The sequence below is a fragment of the Metapseudomonas boanensis genome (genome assembly GCF_018704125.1).
Classification (GTDB): domain Bacteria; phylum Pseudomonadota; class Gammaproteobacteria; order Pseudomonadales; family Pseudomonadaceae; genus Metapseudomonas; species Metapseudomonas boanensis.
Window position 1 is genome coordinate 173,069 of sequence record NZ_JAGTIS010000002.1, and the last position, 18,617, is coordinate 191,685.

Consider the following 18,617-nt stretch of genomic DNA (forward strand, 5'->3'; position numbering starts at 1 on the left):
AGGCGGGGGCGGAGTTACCCGCACTCTCCCCCGCCCCACTCCATTTAGGGGAGAGGCGGAGGGAGTGCACCGCTTAACAACGCCAGCCCCCTACTTCCCCTTCACCACCAAATCACCCGGCGTTTCGCCGATGGCCTGCCAGTTCGGCCGGTACATCGACTCCACCTGCGGCGGCGGCACGCGATAGCGGCCGGGCGTCACTGCACGGGCGAGGTACAGCAGATGGGTGGTGCCGTAGTCACTGACGTCCAGCGCCGCCACGTAGCGGTCGTCGCGAAACTCCTGGTGCTTGATGGCGGCGTTCTGCATCGACTTCTGCCACTCCTTCACCGTGCTGCTGGCGTTGTCCAGGCTGGCGGAGCTCTGGGCGAGGTTCTGGTTTTCCAGCTCCAGGCCGGCGGGTAGTAGATCCACCACCAGGGCATCGGGCACGCGTTCCTTGGCCTCGATGGCCAGGTGCACCAGCACCAGTTCGCCGCTTTCCAAACCGCCCTCGTTCAGGCGCTGGCCATCCAGGCCGAGGTATTCGCGGCGGATGTTCAGGTTCTCACCACTGGCAGTCGGGGCCGCCAGCGGATAGCCGGACAAGGTCAGTTGCTGGTACAGCGGCTCGCTGCTGCTGGAAGCGATGCTCAGCGGCTCACTGAGCAGGGTACCTTCCAGTTTGAGGCCGGGCTGCAGGTTGCTCAGTTCGCGCTGCTGCTCACCCACAGTCAAGCGCGCCAACCAGTTCGGCTCAGGCTTGACCAGGTATCCGCGACCAGCGAGGTAGAGCGCATTGCGCTCCTGAGTCGAAAGCCAGCGCTCGCCCGCCACCAGATCGGCCAACTCGAACAGCCGCTGCTCACGGGTACCAGCAGCCAGGTTGTGCTCCTCCAGCAGGGCGAGGATCAGCGCCTGGTCGCGCAGCGGGCTGCCATAGTCGGCCAGCCAGTCGCGGCTCTCGCGCCGCTGGGTCAGGCCCAGTTGCAGGGCCTGCTCGGCGCGCGGGGCGTCTCCCATCAGCTTGAAGGCCACCGCCAGTTGCACCAGGGGTAGCCCCGAGCGGGCGTCGGCGCGGCGCTCCCACAGGCTGCGCAAGGCCCCCAGCGGGGCCTGCTGGCTGCGCGCCAACACGTAGCCGGCGTAGGCCTGCACGGCAAAGCGGGTGTGGTCGGCATTCTGGCTGTAGCTGATCTCGATCAGGCTGCGCTCCTGCAGGTATCGCAGCAGGCGCTCGCTGGCCTTCTTCAGCGCCTCGGGCGGTACGGCGAGACCCTGCTCGCGAGCGCGCAGGAGGAAGTCCGTGACATAGGCGGTCAGCCAGTATTCCTCCTCGCCCTCGGCGCCCCAGAGGCCGAAGCTGCCGTTGTAGCGCTGCATGCTCAGCAGGCGCTCGATACCCAGTTCGATGGCCTTGCGCCGCTGCTCATCCGGTTCGCTTTCCAGCCCCAGGCGCTTGAGCAAGGCGGCATCGGCATAGAGCGAAGGGTAAAGGCCGCTGGTGGTCTGCTCGGCGCAGCCGTAGGGGTAAGCCTTGAGTGCGCGAATCTGCTCGCCCAGGTTCAGCGGCGGGCGGCTGGAGAGCTGCAGCAATGCCTCGCGGCCATCTGGCTCGAAGGCATCCAGGCTGCCAATTGGCAGGTTCCACGTATCGCCCTTGAGCACGGCACGGAACTGTTTGAGCTGGGCCGGATAAGCCGGGCGCACGCCGAGGGTCCATTCGCGGCTGAAGGGCGGCAGGTTCTCGCCGGGCAGTTCAAGGCCATTCACCGTCACCTTGATCTTGCCCTGCCCGTAGCCGCCGACGGCGCGTACCGGAATGTGCAAGGTGGTGCGCTGGCCCTCGGAAAGCTGGATCGGCGCCGTCTGGCCCCCTGCGCTTTGCCCGAGGTCGAGCTGGCCTTCGCTGCTCAGGTTCACGTCCAGGCGCTGTGGCTTACCAGAGAGGTTGGTCAGGTCCAGTGCCAGGGTGGTCAGGTCACCGCCGGCGAGGAAGCGTGGTGCGGCGATCTCCGCCACAAGCGGCGCGGCGACCACCGTCCTGGCTTCGGCCATGCCGTAGCGCTCGTCGGTCCAGGCCTGGGCCATCAGGCGCAGCTCGCCATTGAAGTCGGGGATATCCAGGCTGACCTGGCCCCGACCCTGTTCGTCCAGGGCCACCGGAGCGCTTTGCAGGGCGACGATGGTGACGCTGGTCTGCGGCCGCTTGCCGCCACCGGCCAGGGCTGCATCACCACCGAAGGCCAGGGAGGCCAGGCGGCCCTGCCCGGCTTCGATCAACTGGCCGTAGACGTCGAGCTGGTCGGCACCGTAGGCCTTGCGGCCGAACAACGCGGCGAATGGATCGGGCGTCGCGTAGCGGGTGATGTTGAGGATGCCCACATCCACCGCCGCCACCAGCACGTGCACCTGCTTGGGAATACTGCCGTCGGCGTTCTTCGCCTGCACCTGCACGGCGAGTGGTTGCTTGGGCCGCATCTTCTCCGGCGCGGTCAGGGTCAGCGCCAGCTTGCGCGGAGCACGCTCCAGCGGCAGGTGCAGCAGACCCACGGCACGCTTGGGCGTGACGTTGGCCTTACGCTCGCCGGGGCGGACCACCAGGGCGCTGACATACAGGTCATGCCGCGCCCAATCCTTGGCCAGCAGGATGTCGAAGGTCCTGCCTTCGACGGGCACGTCGATCGGCTGCCACCAGAGCGGACCATCGGCGGATTCCACCAGTAGGTAGCCGCTGCCCGGCGCCGGCGGAGTGATGGTGACCTTGGCCATGTCACCCGCAGCATAGGCCGGTCTGTCCAGCGCCAGCTTGACCTGGTCCGGGCGGACTGCGCCGCCTTCGGCGTTGTCCTGCCAGCGGTAACCGGCCCAGAAGCGCAGGCTGCTGGTGATGCCGGTCTGCGGATCCTCCACCTCCAGGCGATACGGGCCCCACTCCACCGGGAAGCTCACCTTGGCAGTGCCGCCGGCGGCGACCGAGACGCTCTCTTCGGCGAGGTTCAGGTACTTCTCATTGAAGTGGTAGGTCCAGCCATCGCTCTCGGAGTAGTTCCAGTAATAGTCGCGGCGCTCGCGCACCAGGCGCACCTTGAGGTCGTCGGCGGCCAGCTTGTTGCCGGCCGGGTCGGCTACCAGCAGTTCGAACTCGGCGACGCTGTCGGCATCGGTTTCCTCGCCCTCGAACAACGCACGCAGCCCCGGCAATCGCCCGGCCGGCCACACCGGCTGCACCAGCCGGCGGGTGATGGGGCGACCACCGGACTCTTGCAAGCTGGCCTGAAGAATGATTTGCAGCGGCGACTTGGCATCGCCCCAGCGAGTCTCGATGTCCAGCTGGGTCTTGCCATTGGCATCAAGGGTGGTTTCGTCCAGCTCGATGTCCTGGCTCAGTTCACCCTCGGTCACGGAGCCGAACTGATAGCCGGGCAGTGCCTGCACCGCTTCGCGCAGCGGGCGCACGTAAAGCTGCCCGGTCAGACGGTTGCCGGAAGCTGGCGCGCCATAAAGGTAGCGCCCCTCGATGGCGAATCGGGCGTTGTCAGTGGGCGTGAAAGGCTGGTCGCTACCCTTGAGATCCAGCGCCAGGCGCTCGGGAAGGAAGTCCTCGACGAGGAACTCATAGAGCTGCGGCTTGCCGTCACCCAGGTCGAAGAGCAGCTGCCACCGCCCGGTAGGGGCTTCGCCCGACAATTGCAATTGGTATTGGTAAAGCCCACCCTCCCCGGCTTCCCAAACGAAGCGGCGACTGACCTGCTCGTCTGGACGGCGCACTTCCACGGTAACCGGCTGGCCCTTCACCTCATGACCATCAGCATCGCGCAGCAGGGCGTTAAGCAGCACGGTCTCGCCGGGCCGATAGAGGTCGCGCGGACCGAAGACGAAGAATTGCAGGGCATGGCTGGCCGGTCCGGCGATGTCGAACTCGGCCAGGTCCAGCGCCGGGGCGGAAAGCCGCAGCAGGCTGGTCTGTTCGCCTTGGTGGGCGATCAGCACTTCTGCCTTGGTCGACAGTGGCAATTGGGCGTGCCCCTTGGCGTCGGTCTTGCCCTCGGCCAGCACGCGCCCGTCGCCATTCAGCAACTCCAGGGTGATATCGCCTTGGGCAGCGCCGCCCTCCAGGGCTTGGGCGAACACGTCCAGACGGTCGCGATAGCGGTGCGCGGAGAGGCCGATGTCGCTGAGGGTAAAGAGGGTCGCGGGGTTCGAATAGTCGTAGCTACCGGCCTCCTTCATCACCGCCAGGTAGACGCCCGGCTGCTTCATGGGCTCCAGGCCGGCAATGGGCAGCAGCAGGGTTTCGCGCGTATTACGTGCGGGGTTGAGGTCGAAGCGGCCGGTGTACACCAGGTCGGCCAGCTTAAGCAGCTCGCGAGACTGCCAGATGTCGAGACTGCCGCGCTTGCCCCAGCGGGCAAGGAAGGCGGGCAGCGCCTCGGCCTTGACCCGGAAGAAGTCGACATCGATCTTGTCGACGTTCAGCGCAATCACCGGCAGGCCTTCGGCCAAGCGCGTCGGCAGCAGCGAGCCGCGACTGGCGAAACCGACCGCGGCCTGCAGGTCGCGGGTTTCCAGGCGGGTGACGTGCTCCTCGGCGAGCAGCGCGTCATTCACCGCGCGCAGGCCCGGGTCGATGGTCAACACCAGCTTGCGCTTGGGCTCCAGATGACGCAGGCGCAGCTCCATCAGGTTGTCGGAGAGCTCCCAGGCGCCGTCCACCTTGCCACTCGTGGTGTCCACCAGGTGTAAACGTTCGGCGAACTTCTGCTCCGGATCCAGCGGTACCGAGAGGGTCACCGACAACGCACTGGCGCCATCGAGTTGCACTTCGGAAACATCGATGATCTTGAGCTCGCGGCCGGCATAACGCTTGGCCAGCAAGGCGGTATCGAGCACCGGGCGCGCGGCCTGTTGCTCAGCCTGTTGCTCGGCAACGGCCGGAGCCTTACTCACCGGCTGCTCGGGGGGGGAGGAATCGCAGGCGCTGAGCAGGCTCAGCACCACGGCCAGAAGTGGTCCTTTCTTCCGCATGGCAGGCTCTCGAATAGAGTGCATTCAAGCCGCGAACTATAGACCAGCGCGTCGCTTCGTGGCGTGCGGATAGCACCCTGCCGGGCCCGCTATACTGCGCAGCCGTTCTGGAGCCTTGCATGATTTCGTTCCTCGATGCCTGGCGGCACAAGCCAACCCATCGCAGGGTGTGGTCGATGGCCGCCCCCATGATCCTTTCCAACATTTCCGTGCCGCTGGTGGCTCTGGTGGACAGCGCGGTCATCGGCCACCTGCCGCATGCCCATCAGCTGGGTGCAGCGGCAGTTGGCGGCAGCCTCTATACGCTGCTGGTCTGGGCCATGGGTTTCCTGCGCATGGGCTCCACCGGCTTCGCCGCCCAGGCCGCGGGCCGGGAAGATGGCGGCGCGCTGCGCCAGGTGTTGCTGCAAGGGCTGTTATTGGCCTTCGGCCTGGCGCTGGTGCTCGGTGTACTGGCGGTTCCCTTCACCGGCCTTGCGCTCGGGCTGATGCAGCCGTCTGCCGAGTTGGATGCGCTGGCCCGCGAGTATTTCCACACCCGGCTGTTCGGTCTGCCGGCCGCGCTGGCGAGCTATGCGCTGGTGGGCTGGTTCCTCGGTACGCAGAACGCCCGTGCGCCACTGGCGATCCTTTTGACCACCAACCTGATCAACCTGGTGCTCGACCTCTGGTTCGTGCTTGGGCTCGACTGGGGCGTGGCCGGCGCCGCGCGTGCCTCGGTGGTCGCTGAATGGTCTGGAGCCCTGCTCGGCTTGGCGCTGACCCGCAGGGCCCTGCGCCGGCATCCCGGCCACCTCGACCCGACCAGGCTGATGCGCTGGCATAATTGGCGGCCTCTGCTGGCGGTGAATCGCGACATCTTCATCCGCACCCTGGCGCTGGAGTTGGTGTTCTTTCTGATCACGGTGCAGGGCACCCGCTTGGGCGATGCCACCGTGGCCGCCAATGCTCTGCTGCTCAACGGCCTGCTGCTCACCGCCCACGCCCTGGACGGTCTGGCACATGCGGTGGAGGCGCTGTGCGGTCATGCCATCGGCGCGCGCGATCGCCTTACCCTGCGCCGTTCCCTGATGGTCGCTGGGGCCTGGTCACTGCTGGCAAGCCTGTGCTTTGCCCTGTTCTTCATGGTCGGCGGCGGGCTGTTCATCGATTTGCAAAGCGATATCCCGGCGGTGCGCGACGTAGCGCACCGCTTCCTGCCCTACCTTGCAGTACTGCCGATGGTGGCCGTCTGGAGCTACCTGCTCGATGGCCTGTTCATCGGCGCCACCCGCGCCCGAGAAATGCGTAACGCCATGCTGATTGCCGTACTGCTGAGCCTGCCTGTCGGCTGGGCACTGCAGCCCTTGGGCAATCACGGCCTGTGGCTGGCCTTTCTGTGCTTTATGCTGATACGCGGCCTCAGCCTCGGCGCCATGGGTTGGCGACTGGGCAAGCGTGATGCCTGGTTCGGCGCGGTATGCTGACCCGGATGGAGAATGAGAAGAATCAGTCCGTGACGACCACAAGGAGATCCCATGGCCCAAGCCATTGCCGCGTACCTGCACTACCTTTCGATATTCGTGCTGTTCTCGCTGCTTACCCTGGAACACGTGCTGTTCCGGCAACCTCTTGATCTGGACCGGGCTCGCCGCCTGGTGCGGGTCGACATCTTCTACGGCATCAGCGCGGGCGTTGTACTGGCCACGGGCCTCGCGCGGGTGTTCTGGTATGGCAAGGGGCTGGACTACTACCTTAACAACAGCCTGTTCCACGCCAAGGTCGGGCTGTTCGTGCTGATCGGGTTGCTATCGAGCCTGCCGACCTTCGTTTTCCTCAACTGGCGCAACACGCTGAAAGCCGGCCAGGTACCCGAGATCAGCGCGCGCATGGCGAAACTGGTGATCATGACCATCCGCCTGGAACTGCTACTGGCGCTGGTCCTGCCGTTGCTGGCGGCGCTGATGGCGCGGGGGGTGGGGAGCTTTTAGCTGGAGGCTGGAAGGGTAGCGGAACGGGGTGAGCGCGAAATTCCATTGGCCGCCGTAGGAGCGAGCTTGCTCGCGAATGCCGCGCCGGGCCCTTCGCGAGCAAGCTCGCTCCTACAACGAGGTCCGCCCGTCAGGACGACAGGTACGAAGACCGCGTCAGACCCAGGCGCAGGGCATCGACGAATTGGGTGCGCTCGCGCGGGCTCAGCTTGGCGCTGGAGACCTTGTCGCGGTAATGCGCCATCAGCTCCTCCGGCGACAGATGCACGTAGCGCAGCATGTCTTCGATGGTGTCGTGGGTCTCGATGCCGGCGTGGTACACGCTGCCATCTTCGCGCTGGTAGACGTTCACCGAGTCGGTGTCGCCGAACAGGTTGTGCATGTCGCCAAGGATTTCCTGGTAGGCGCCCACCAGGAACACGCCCAGCAGGTAGTCCTCGCCCTCGCGCACTTCGTGGACCGGCAGGCTGGTCTCGATGCTCTGCTCGTCGACGTATTGCTTGATCTTGCCGTCGGAATCGCAGGTCAGGTCCTGCAGCACAGCGCGGCGCAGCGGCTCTTCGTCCAGGCGATGGAGCGGTAGTATCGGCAGCACCTGGCCGATGGCCCAGGTGTCCGGCAGGCTCTGGAACACCGAGAAGTTGCAGATGTACTTCTCTGCCAGCTTGTCGTTCAGCTCATCGAGCACCTGGCGGTGAGAACGCTGACGTGCCTTGAGCTGGTTGTGCAGGCGGCGGCAGATGGCGAAGTAGGTCTGCTCGGCCAGGGCCTTCTCGGCGAGGGTCAGCTTGCCTTCAGCGTACTGCGCAGCGGCATCGCTCATGTAGTGGGTGGCGCGCCAGTAGGTCTCGGTGACCATTTCAGCATCCGTCGGGCCCAGCAGTTCGGCCAGCCAGCGGACGATCTCTGGCTGCTCTTCAAGATTGGCGAACTTAGGCACTTCATCGTTGTGGCGCTCGACATCGGTCACCTGCATCACCAGCACCGCGTGGTGCGCGGTCATGGCCCGGCCACTCTCGGAGAAGATGTGCGGGTGCGGCAGGCCCTGCGCGTCGCAGAACTCCTTGAGCATGCCCACTACGACGCCAGCGTAGTCATCCATGTCGTAGTTGATCGAACTGGCGTTGCGCGAGTGGGTGCCGTCGTAGTCCACGCCCAGGCCGCCGCCGACGTCGATGTGATCCACCGGCAGGCCAAGGCTGCGCAGCTCTGCGTAGTAGCGGATGGCTTCCTTGAAGCCGTGCTGGTAGTCCGCCAGGTTGGCGATCTGCGAGCCCATGTGGAAGTGCAGCAGGCGCACACCCTGATCCAGACCGGCCTTGCGAAAGCGCTCGACCACCGAGAGGATCTGCGCGGCGGAGAGGCCGAACTTGGATTTTTCGCCACCGGTGTCGGCCCACTTTGACGACGCCAGGGACGACAGGCGCACGCGCAGACCGACCTGCGGCGCGACTTTGAGTTCGGCGGCAACGTCGATGACGAATTCGACCTCGGCTTCCTTCTCGATGACGATGAAGACGTTGTGGCCGAGCTTCTGGCCCATCAGCGCCAGGCGGATGAATTCGCGGTCCTTGTAGCCATTGCAGACGATGGTGCCGCCTTTCGGTGCCAGCGCCAGCACTGCCAGCAGCTCCGGCTTGGAGCCGGCCTCAAGGCCAATCGAGACGTTCTGGGTGGCAATGATGTTCTCCACCACCGCTTCCTGCTGGTTGACCTTGATCGGGTAGAGGGCGGTGTAGCGGCTCTGGTATTCCAGGCGCTCGATGTTGGCGTCGAAGGCGCCGGTCAACTGGCGCACGCGCTCCTGCAGGATGTCTGGAAAACGCACCAGCAGCGGCAGGCTGAGACCGGCCTCACGCAGGGCGTCGACCTGCTCGAAGAGGTCGATCGGTGCGCTGCCCGGGCCGCGCGGGCGCACTTCGACGCGCCCCGCCTGGTTGATCCCGAAAAAGCCGGCACCCCAGTGGCGAATGCCATAGACACTGCGGCTGTCGGCTACGGTCCAGCTGCTGCCATCGTCCTTGCGCGTGCGTCGTGCAGACATCGGTTTCCCCCTGTGGGATAGAAAAGGGCCAGGCCCGCCGGATCTGGCCGGGCGGGCATGAGCAAGTTAATTCGGTCGTATGACGTTGGAGTGTTGACCGCACTGGTAGCGGTCAGTTTAGAAAGCCGTGGCTCAGCCGCCGGATTTCTTGGCCTTGAAGCCGCGCTTGGCGAGCTCTTCGAGCAGCAGGTCCACGTGGTCGCCCTGGATCTCGATCACGCCGTCCTTCAATGCTCCACCGGTACCACAGCGACGCTTGAGTGCGCTGGCCAGCTCCTTCAGGGCGTCTTCGGCCAGCGGCACGCCGCTGACGCTGGTGACGGTCTTGCCACCTCGGCCCTTGGTTTCCCGGCGTACGCGGGCAATGCCATCGCCAGCAGGCACAACTGCTTGCTTGCAGATACAGGCATCTATGGGCTGGCGGCATTCCGGGCAGTGCCGGCCGCTGTCTGTGGAGTACACCAGGCCGCTGAGGGCGGCAAAGGACGAAGCTTTCTTGACCACCGGCTTTCCTCGTAGGGGTCAGGATAGCGACTGGCCGGCAGGAGCCGACCGCGAAGCCCCACTCTGGCAGGGGCAGCGCAACCTGGCCGGGAAGCCAGGGTTGAAAGGCGGCGAAATTTAGCAGCAATCGCGGCAAATGCTAAGTACGAAAATGCGCCATTGATCGACAAAATGGCGACTCCGTGCAGCATTCCGCACGAAATCGCCGGGAATCCTGCACAAAGCCGCGCCCGGCGTGGGTTTGGCGGGGGTGATTGTCCGATGAAAACAGCACTTGAACTGTAGGAGCGAGCTTGCTCGCGAAGGGCTTGCCCCCATATTCGCCAGCAAGAACTCGGCGTCCCCCTGGCTCCTATAGGGATGCCACTACGAGCACGAAGCCAGGTACAGCTTCAGCGCCTTGAGCGAATCGGGGCAGCAAGGCTGCTGCACCTGGGCCTGATCGACCGTCATGAAGCGTGCTTCCAGCACTTCCTCCGGCTGCAGCCGCAACGGCGCGTCGGAAATCGCAGAGAACACCGCGCCCCATAGACGGTTGCCCGGTTCGTCGAAGAAGAAGCGGCCATGCTCACTCAGGGGCACACCGGCAATGCCGAGCTCCTCTTCCAGCTCACGGGCAGCCGATTCGGCATAGTCCTCGCCTTCCTGCACCATGCCGCCGGCGGCAACATCCCAGTAACCCGGATAGAGCGCCTTGCTCAGGGTGCGCCGATGCACGCAGAGTTCGCCGCGGCTGTTGAACAGGAGGATGAAGGTGCCACGGGAAATCAGCCCCCGCTCGCGCAGCTCGGCACGTGGCAGGCCGCCGAGAGGGCGGTCCTGCTCGTCGACCCAGGCCACCTGCTCGGCATCGGAGGCAGCCCGGTGGGCCGCCTCGCGATCATCCATCGCCATCAGCCCTGCTCCAGCAGCTGACGCAGGTCGATGACGGCTGCGTTGGCGCGGGAGATGTAGTTGGCCATCACCAGCGAATGGTTGGCGAGGATGCCGTAGCCACTGCCGTTGAGCACCATCGGGCTCCACAGCGGTTCTTGGGCGGCTTCCAGCTCACGAATGATCTGGCGGACGCTGATGGTGGCGTTCTTCTTCGCCAGCACATCGGCGAAGTCGACCTCGATCGCACGCAGGATATGCGACAGCGCCCAGGCCTGGCCGCGCGCTTCGTAGAAGACGTTGTCGATCTGCAGCCAGGGCGTCTCGACGATCTCCTCGCTCACCGCCGGCACCTGGCCCTCGGCGACAGGAGCGCCACCGGTGACGTCAGTGTTCAGGCGCACGCGACCAACGCTGGCGGACAGGCGCTGGGACAGCGAGCCCAGGCGGGTGGCAACATCGCCCAGCCAGTTGTTGAGGTTGTCGGCGCGGGTATAGAACTGCGCATTAGGCTGGCTCGGATCGGAGAGTCGGGCCAGGTAGCGATCCAGCGAGCGGATGCCGTCCTGGTACTCGGCCTCGGCGGCCGGTAGGGCCCAGCTCTTGTTGTCGAAGTTGAAGCGCGGCTCGGCCTTGGCCAGGTCCGGGTCTTCAGTGGACTGCGACTGGGAACGGGCGAAGTCCTTGCGCAGGGCGCGGGACAGGTCACGCACCTGCACCAGCACGCCGTACTCCCAGCTCGGCATGTTGTCCAGCCAGAGGCCGGGCGGCGCCAGGTCGTTGGAGAGGTAGCCGCCGCTCTTGTCGAGCAGGGTCTGGGCCACGGTCTTCAGGGTCTCAACCGTGGTGTAGCCACTGACCATCTGGCGCTGGGCACGCTCGGCAGCAGCCTGGGCATTCTGCTGCACCGGGATCAGGTCGGGCTCCTGGCTCCAGTACCAACCCACCACCAGGGCCCCGATCAGGTAAAGCCCCAGCAGGCTGCCAAGGGCGCGGCTGACCCACAGGCCACCGAAGTAGCTGCGAGCATCATCCACCGAGTCATCGACGCGTTCGCGCGCCTCGCCCATCCGCTTCTTCCAGTCCAGCATGGCAGTGTCCTTCAATAATCATTCAGCACGGAAAGATAAGACCACAATCGCCGGCGCAGGTTGTGATCGAGCGCAGCACTATAAGGGAAGCGCGAGCGCTGCGCAGTGGCTCAAAGCCAAACCATAGGCCGGTCGGGCGACAGGGCCAAGTCCCAAGGAGGTGCGTTGTCGCATTGGAATTATTCAGCGTCGCAGGCACTGGCGTCGCCGACCTCAAGTGATAGCATGAGGCCACCATTCGATCGCTATCGAAGCGACGCCTAAAAAGAAGCCGGGCCATGACCGAGCACGACGATCCCAGCCGCGACCGCCTCAAGCATCATTTCGCCCAGCGCGTCATCCATCAGGCGCGACATGTGCTGGAGATCTGGCAACGTCTGCAGCGCAGCGAGTGGAGCAGCGCCTGCATGGCCGAGCTGGCCGAGGCTAGCCTCAACCTGCAGCGCCATGCCGAACGCTTCGAGCAGGCCGAACACGTCCGGCTGGCGTTGGCTATCGGCAACTGCCTCAAGCGGATCGAAGCGAACCGGGGCCGACTCTCCAGCGACCTGATTACCGAGCTCAGCCTGCTGATCCAGCGCCTTTCGCGCACAGGCCTGCGGCAGGGCGACCATTTCGAGCAGACCTTCCTTCCTCCGCTGCGCAAACCCATCTACCTGGCGCTCCAGGACCGGGAACGCGCGGAACGCCTGATCCAGCAGCTGGAATTCTTTGGCCTCAGCGCGCAGCTCTGCGACAGCGCCAACGCCTTTCGCTCAGCCATGTCCGAACGCCATCCGGCCGCGATCGTCCTGGAAGTGGATTTCGCCGGCCCCGGCACCGGGCTGACCTTGGCGCGGGAAGCACAGCAGGGCCTGGGGCAGAAACTGCCGATCATCTTTTTCTGTGAGAAGGAAACCGACGCTTCGGCGCGTCTGGCGGCCGTACGTGCCGGCGGCCAAGAGTTCTTCACCGGTACACTGGACGCCTCGATCCTGCTGGAAAAGCTCGAAGCCCTCACCCGCACTGCCCATTACGAACCGTACAAGGTGCTGGTCGTCGACGACTCCCGGGCCCAGGCGATCCACACCGAGATGCTGCTGAACGCCTCGGGCATCGTCACCCGGGCGATCACCGAACCGGTACGGGCCTTGGCTGAGCTGGCCGAATTCCAGCCGGACCTGATCATCCTCGACATGTACATGCCGGACTGCCAGGGGCCTGAGCTGGCCAAGGTGATCCGCCAGCATGAGCGCTACGTCAGCGTGCCGATCATTTACCTGTCGGCCGAGGACGACCTGGACAAGCAACTCGGCGCCATGAGCGAAGCCGGCGATGACTTCCTCACCAAGCCGATCAAGCCGCGCCACCTGGTCGCCACGGTGCGCAACCGCGCCGCCCGTGCGCGGAGCCTGAAAGCCCGCATGGTCCGCGACAGCCTCACCGGGCTGTTCAACCACACCCACACGCTGCAGTTGCTGGAAGACGCCGCCTCCCGCGCACGCCGCGACGGCAAGCCGCTCAGCTTCGCCATGCTCGACATCGACCATTTCAAGAGGGTCAACGACACCTTTGGCCACCCCGTGGGCGACCGGGTGATCAAGAGCCTGGCACTGTTTCTCAAGCAGAGGCTGCGCAAGACCGACCACATCGGCCGCTACGGCGGAGAAGAGTTCGCCGTGATCCTGCCGGATACCGACCTTGCAGCGGCGCACCGGGTGCTGGAGGATATCCGCCGGCGCTTCGCTGAAATCCGCTACCCGGCACAACCCATTGATCTCTCTTGCACCTTCAGCTGCGGGATCGCCGAACTGCGCGAAGACACCGACATCAGCAACCTGTCGAAACTGGCGGACGAAGCGCTGTACCGGGCCAAGCATAGTGGCCGCAATCGCATAGCCCTCCATCAGGACTGATGAAGAAGGGCCGCCTGCCCCATCAATCAAGCGCCTCCACTCTTCCTATCACGGGAGATGGCACTGGTTTCTGCAGCGCCAGCCCAGGTAGCGCGTCACAGGACTGTCATTAAACAGCAATATCATTTGGCCATCCCTCAGTTGCTTGTCGAGTCCAGGATGCGCCTGAAGTTGCTCACCAATCTCATCACCCTGCTGCTGGTCACGGTGTGTCTCGCCCTCGGCGCCACCCTGTGGTGGTCGCAGCGTGCCCTTGAGCGCCCTTACCAGTTGATGGAGCAGTACCTCGACCTGGCTCAGCGCTTTCGTGGCGAAGTGGCGGACAACATCCAGGCCTACCTCTCCAGCGGCGATGCCTTGCGCCACAGCAGTGCCAGCCAGGGTATCGACAGTCTGGAGCAGAGCCTCGGCAATCTGCCGAGCGGGTTCAGCGACTCGCTTCGACCCAGCCTCAACGAATTGCGCGAATTCACCCGCGACGAACTGCTCGCGGCCGGCAAGTTGGCAGGCGACCCGCAGGGACTGCTGATTCAGGCGGAGCGAGAAATCGCCGGCTCCCTCGACCGACTCGCCCAGTACACCGATAGTGCCAGCAACACCTCCGCATCCGAATATCGCCCGCTGCTGTTCCGTGCCGCCCAGCACCTCAGCCGCCTCAGCCAGGCACGCGACAAGCTGGTGACCAGCGGCCGCGACGAGCTGGCCGCCGATGTCGAGCGCGAACTGGCCGCCCTGGAACGCCTGCACGGGCAGCTGGAGCAATTGCCGCTGCTCGGCGTAACCGACAGCACCAGTTCGGCCTCCGACGATTTTGCCGCCCTGATGGGGCTGAACAGCGGCAGCGATGCCGGTCAGGCAGAAGACCGCGGCATTGCCCTCAAGCGCGAATTCGCAAGCCTGCTCAAACGCTACCCAGCCGAACTGGCGCGCACCCGCGATCTGATCCAGCGACGCGCAGCGCTCGCCACCAGTACCTCCGCCCGCGTCGATGCCTTGCAGCGGGCGCTGGCGGAACTGGAGCCGCAGGTGCGCGCCGAACATGGCCGCATCCAGGCCGAAGTCCGCGTGATGCAAGGCCTGATGATCGGCCTGATCCTGCTCATCGCCCTGTGCATCGACCGCATCCAACGTCGTCTGACCCACCTGCTCGGCCGCCTCGTAGGCGCCCTCACGGCCTGGGCCGCCGGCGACTTCAGCCGCCCGATCCAGCTCGACTCGCGTACGGCCGATCTGCGCCGCATCGAGGAATCTCTTAACCGCCTGCGCGCCTACCTCGGCGAACTGGTCGGCACCATCCGCCAACACGCCGAACAGGTCGCGGGCAGCAGCAACGTCCTGGCCGAATTGAGCAACGGCTTGCATGCCGGCGCCGAACGCCAGGCCGGCGGCACCGCGCAGATCCGCGATGCCCTCGGCGAACTGGAGACAACCATCCAGCAAGTCGCTGGCGACGCCAGCCACGCCGCCGACGCCACCCGCGATGCCGGCCGCGCCATCCTTCAGGGCCAGAGCGTGATCGACCAGAGCCTGGCCGGGCTGCGCCAACTGGTGGGCGAAGTGCAGAACAACGCCCAGGCAGTAGAAAACCTGGCGCAGGAAACCGAGACCATCGACAAGGTGCTGACAGTGATCCGTGGCATCGCCGAACAGACCAACCTGCTGGCGCTGAATGCCGCCATCGAAGCCGCCCGAGCCGGCGAAATGGGTCGGGGCTTTGCCGTGGTAGCCGAGGAAGTCCGCTCCCTGGCGCTACGTACCAGCGGCGCCACCGCAGAAATCCAGCAGTTGATCGCGCGCCTGCAACAGGCCGCCCGCCAGTCTGTGGACGCCATGCGCGTCCAGGTCGAACACGCCGAAGCCAGCGCCGAGCAGGCTGCTGCTGCCGATGGCGCGCTGGTGGAGGTAGTGACCTCGATCCGCACCATCGCCAGCATGGCCGAACGCATCGCCGACGCCACCGCCCAACAAAGCGGAGCGGTCAGCGAAATACGCGACTACAGCGAGCAGATCCACCAACTCGGCGGTGATAACCTGGAACGCATTGGTGAGAGCCGCAGCCAGGGCGAGCACCTGCAAAAGCTGGGTGGCCAGCTGCATACGGCGGTACAGGCGTTCCGCCTCTGAAGACGATCAATCGCACTTTGTACCCCTGTAGAAGCCAGCTTGCTGGCGAGCTGAGCACAACGCTTCGCGAGCAAGCTCGCTCCTACAGGGGGGCGGTAATCTTGTAGGAGCCAGCTTGCTGGCGAATGCGCGGCAATGCGCGGCTGGGCTTTGCAAGCTCGCTCCTACAGAACAACCTTACGCCTTGAGGACAAAACATCTTACAGCCTAGAACCTGCAGGAAAGGTCCAAGGTCCGCTATGATGCGAACGTTTTCTGATCAAGAGACCTCCATGCGCCGTCTGCTGAGCCTGATCCTGCTGCTGGTGGCCCTGCCCGCTGCCGCAGGGTTGCTGGACAAACGCCCCGACTCGACCCTGGGCGCCCCGCTGAACAACAGTGCCGACTTCCTGCCCGTGCGCGAAGCCTTCCGCCTGAGCCTGGTGGAAAGCACGCCCAGTTCGGTGAAGTTGCGATTCACCAATGCCGAGGGCTATTACCTCTACCGCCACCGCTTCCAGTTCCGCAGCGAGCCGTCCGACATCGGTCTGGGCCAGCCCACGCTGCCGCCTGGTACGCACAAGACCGACGAATACTTCGGCGACGTCGAGGTCTACTACGGCGTGCTCGACGTCGACCTGCCGCTCAACCAGCCGCAGCCGAAACCATTTGATCTGAAGGTCACCTATCAGGGCTGCGCCGACAAAGGCCTGTGCTACCCGCCGGAAACCGAAATCATCAAGGTCGGCGGCGGCCTGCCCAGCGACAGTTCCGATACAGCAGGCGGCTCGGGCTCGAATGCCTGGAGCTGGCACGAACTGGCCCTGTTCTTCCTGGCCGGCCTCGGCCTGACCTTCACCCCCTGCGTATTGCCGATGCTGCCGATCCTCTCCGGCGTGGTGCTGCGCGGCCAGACGGGTGGCAGCCGAGGCCTCGTGCTCTCGCTGGCCTACGTCTTGCCGATGGCCGCCTGCTTTGCGGTGCTCGGCGCGCTGATGGGCCTCTTCGGGGCCGAACTCAACCTCCAGGCTCGCCTGCAGTCACCCTGGGTGCTGGTTCCCTTCGCCGCGTTCTTCACCGCATTCGCCCTGGCGATGTTCGGCCTCTTCGAGTTGCGTCTGCCACATGCCATCAGCGGACCATTAGGCACCCTGGCCGGCAGCACCAAGGGCGGCTCGATCTGGAGCGCTGCGCTGCTGGGCGTGATTTCCAGCCTTTTGGTATCGCCATGCGTCTCCGCACCACTGGCGGGCGCCCTGCTCTATATCAGTGCGAGCGGCGATGCCTTGGGCGGCGGCCTCAAGCTGTTCGCCCTGGGATTGGGCATGGGGGCACCACTGGTGCTCTTCGCCACCGGTGGCGGAGCGCTGCTGCCGAAAGCCGGCCCCTGGATGGTGGCCGTCCGCAACGCCTTCGGCGTCCTGTTGCTGGCCGTGGCCGCCTGGATGCTAGAACGGGTCCTGCCGGGACCTTTGGCTCTGGCCCTGTGGGGCCTGCTGGCGGGTGGCGTGGCCTTGTTCCTCGGCGCGCTGGAGTTCACCGTCAAGGCTCCAAGTGGACGCCTCGCACAACTGGCCGGGCTGGTTCTGCTGGTGTATGCCGTCGCCGCCTGGACCGGCGCCCTGCGCGGCGAATCCGACCCACTCAGACCGCTGGGCCGTCCTGCGATGATCGGCACGCAGTCCAGTGCGCCAATAGCCAATCGCTGGCAGACCGTCACGACGCCCCTGCAGCTGGAGGCCGCCCTGCTGGACGCCCGCAATGCTGGCCAGCCAGTGCTGCTCGACTGGTACGCCGACTGGTGCATTAGTTGCAAGGTGATCGAGCGAGAAGTCCTGACGGCGCCGGAGGTCACCGCCCTGCTGACTGGCCATAGACTGATCCGTTTCGACATGACTGAAAGCAACGCCGAGCAGCGTGCCCTGCTCGATCGCTACAAGCTGTTCGGCCCGCCCGCCATCCTGTTCTTCGATGCACGGGGTGACGAATTGGTCGAAGCGCGTGTCGTAGGGGAAGTCGATGCCGCGACCTTCACCACCCGTCTGCAACGGGTAAATGCATCACGCTGAGGTCATGACGTCACATATTTGCCGCAAACACCGGGCATCTTGTCGACTATTGTTGACATCTGGACAGCCCACCGGCTCTCCGGCATAGTTTCGCCCGGCCTCAAATAAGGAAGACATCGCATGGCCACTCTCCTCGTGCTGCACGGCCCCAACCTCAACCTGCTGGGTACTCGCGAGCCCGGCACCTACGGCGCCACCACCCTGGCCGAGATCAACCAGGATCTCGAGCGCCGTGCGCGTGAGGCCGGCCATCACCTTCAGTACCTGCAGAGCAACGCCGAGTACGAATTGATCGATCGAATCCACGCCGCGCGCAGCGAGGGAGTGGACTTCATCATCATCAATCCTGCTGCTTTCACGCATACAAGTGTCGCCCTACGTGACGCGCTGCTCGCAGTGAGCATCCCATTCATCGAAGTGCACCTGTCCAACGTGCACAAGAGAGAACCTTTTCGCCATCACTCCTACTTCTCCGACGTTGCGGTGGGAGTGATCTGCGGTCTGGGTGCCACCGGCTACCGCCTGGCCCTGGACGCGGCGCTTGAACAACTTGAACGCCCCTGACCTCACCCCTGGGAGTTGATGATTAATGGATATCCGTAAAGTCAAAAAACTGATTGAGCTGCTGGAAGAGTCCGGTATCGACGAACTGGAGATCCGCGAGGGCGAAGAGTCCGTGCGCATCAGCCGTCACAGCAAGCAGGCCTTCGCTCACCAGCCGATCTACGCCGCCGCACCTGCTCCGGCCGCCGCCCCGGTTGCCGCCGCAGCCCCGGCCGCCGCTGAAGCCGCTGCCCCGGCCGCGCCCAAGCTGAATGGCAACGTCGTACGCTCGCCGATGGTCGGCACTTTCTACCGCTCGCCGTCCCCGACTACCGCCGCCTTCGTTGAAGTTGGCCAGAGCGTGAAGAAAGGCGACATCCTCTGCATCGTCGAAGCCATGAAGATGATGAACCACATCGAGGCCGAGGCCAGCGGCGTGATCGAATCCATCCTGGTGGAAAACGGTCAGCCGGTTGAGTACGACCAGCCGCTGTTCACCATCGTCTGAACCGCGGAGA

General features: G+C 65.0%; 12 protein-coding genes. 7 read left to right on the forward strand and 5 right to left on the reverse strand.

Going from position 1 to position 18,617, the window contains the following annotated elements; genetic code table 11:
- Positions 1 to 90 precede the first annotated feature (90 nt).
- Positions 91 to 5,007 (reverse strand): alpha-2-macroglobulin family protein, encoded by a 4,917-nt coding sequence (locus J7302_RS04925; protein WP_215371317.1) that lies wholly within the window; start codon positions 5,005 to 5,007, stop codon positions 91 to 93.
- Between the two features lie 119 nt (positions 5,008 to 5,126).
- Between J7302_RS04925 and J7302_RS04930 the strand changes: the two genes are divergently transcribed.
- Positions 5,127 to 6,473: an MATE family efflux transporter gene (locus J7302_RS04930; protein ID WP_215371319.1), complete on the forward strand. Its 1,347-nt coding sequence runs from the start codon at positions 5,127 to 5,129 to the stop codon at positions 6,471 to 6,473.
- Between the two features lie 51 nt (positions 6,474 to 6,524).
- Positions 6,525 to 6,977: a DUF2214 family protein gene (locus J7302_RS04935; RefSeq protein ID WP_215371321.1), complete on the forward strand. Its 453-nt coding sequence runs from the start codon at positions 6,525 to 6,527 to the stop codon at positions 6,975 to 6,977.
- Positions 6,978 to 7,107: 130 nt separating this feature from the next.
- On the opposite strand, the gene speA is transcribed toward J7302_RS04935, so the two are convergent.
- From speA to J7302_RS04955, 4 genes are all read right to left on the reverse strand, one after another.
- Entirely contained in the window at positions 7,108 to 9,021 is a 1,914-nt protein-coding gene (gene speA / locus J7302_RS04940; RefSeq protein ID WP_215371323.1) for an arginine decarboxylase, read from the reverse strand.
- A 132-nt stretch (positions 9,022 to 9,153) separates the two neighbouring features.
- On the reverse strand, positions 9,154 to 9,525 hold the full coding sequence (locus tag J7302_RS04945) for a translation initiation factor Sui1 (RefSeq protein ID WP_215371325.1): 372 nt from the start codon (positions 9,523 to 9,525) through the stop codon (positions 9,154 to 9,156).
- Positions 9,526 to 9,891: 366 nt separating this feature from the next.
- Positions 9,892 to 10,419, reverse strand: coding sequence for an NUDIX hydrolase (locus tag J7302_RS04950; protein ID WP_215371327.1), 528 nt, complete (start codon positions 10,417 to 10,419; stop codon positions 9,892 to 9,894).
- Positions 10,419 to 11,489 carry a DUF2333 family protein gene (locus J7302_RS04955; RefSeq protein WP_215371329.1) on the reverse strand — a complete coding sequence of 357 codons (1,071 nt, stop codon included), beginning with the start codon at positions 11,487 to 11,489 and terminating at the stop codon, positions 10,419 to 10,421. Before J7302_RS04955 ends, J7302_RS04950 begins: the two co-directional genes overlap by 1 nt.
- 278 nt (positions 11,490 to 11,767) lie before the next feature.
- Here J7302_RS04955 and J7302_RS04960 point away from each other — a divergent pair, with 278 nt between their 5' ends.
- From J7302_RS04960 to accB, 5 genes are all read left to right on the forward strand, one after another.
- On the forward strand, positions 11,768 to 13,384 hold the full coding sequence (locus J7302_RS04960; protein WP_215371331.1) for a diguanylate cyclase: 1,617 nt from the start codon (positions 11,768 to 11,770) through the stop codon (positions 13,382 to 13,384).
- Between the two features lie 159 nt (positions 13,385 to 13,543).
- Complete coding sequence (locus tag J7302_RS04965; protein WP_215371333.1) at positions 13,544 to 15,508, forward strand: methyl-accepting chemotaxis protein; 1,965 nt, start codon at positions 13,544 to 13,546, stop codon at positions 15,506 to 15,508.
- Between the two features lie 272 nt (positions 15,509 to 15,780).
- On the forward strand, positions 15,781 to 17,556 hold the full coding sequence (locus J7302_RS04970; RefSeq protein ID WP_215371335.1) for a protein-disulfide reductase DsbD: 1,776 nt from the start codon (positions 15,781 to 15,783) through the stop codon (positions 17,554 to 17,556).
- 120 nt (positions 17,557 to 17,676) lie between these two features.
- A complete protein-coding gene (gene aroQ, locus J7302_RS04975; protein ID WP_215371337.1) occupies positions 17,677 to 18,120 on the forward strand; it encodes a type II 3-dehydroquinate dehydratase in 444 nt (147 codons plus the stop codon).
- A 25-nt stretch (positions 18,121 to 18,145) separates the two neighbouring features.
- Positions 18,146 to 18,607: an acetyl-CoA carboxylase biotin carboxyl carrier protein gene (gene accB / locus J7302_RS04980; RefSeq protein WP_215371339.1), complete on the forward strand. Its 462-nt coding sequence runs from the start codon at positions 18,146 to 18,148 to the stop codon at positions 18,605 to 18,607.
- Positions 18,608 to 18,617: the final 10 nt, after the last annotated feature.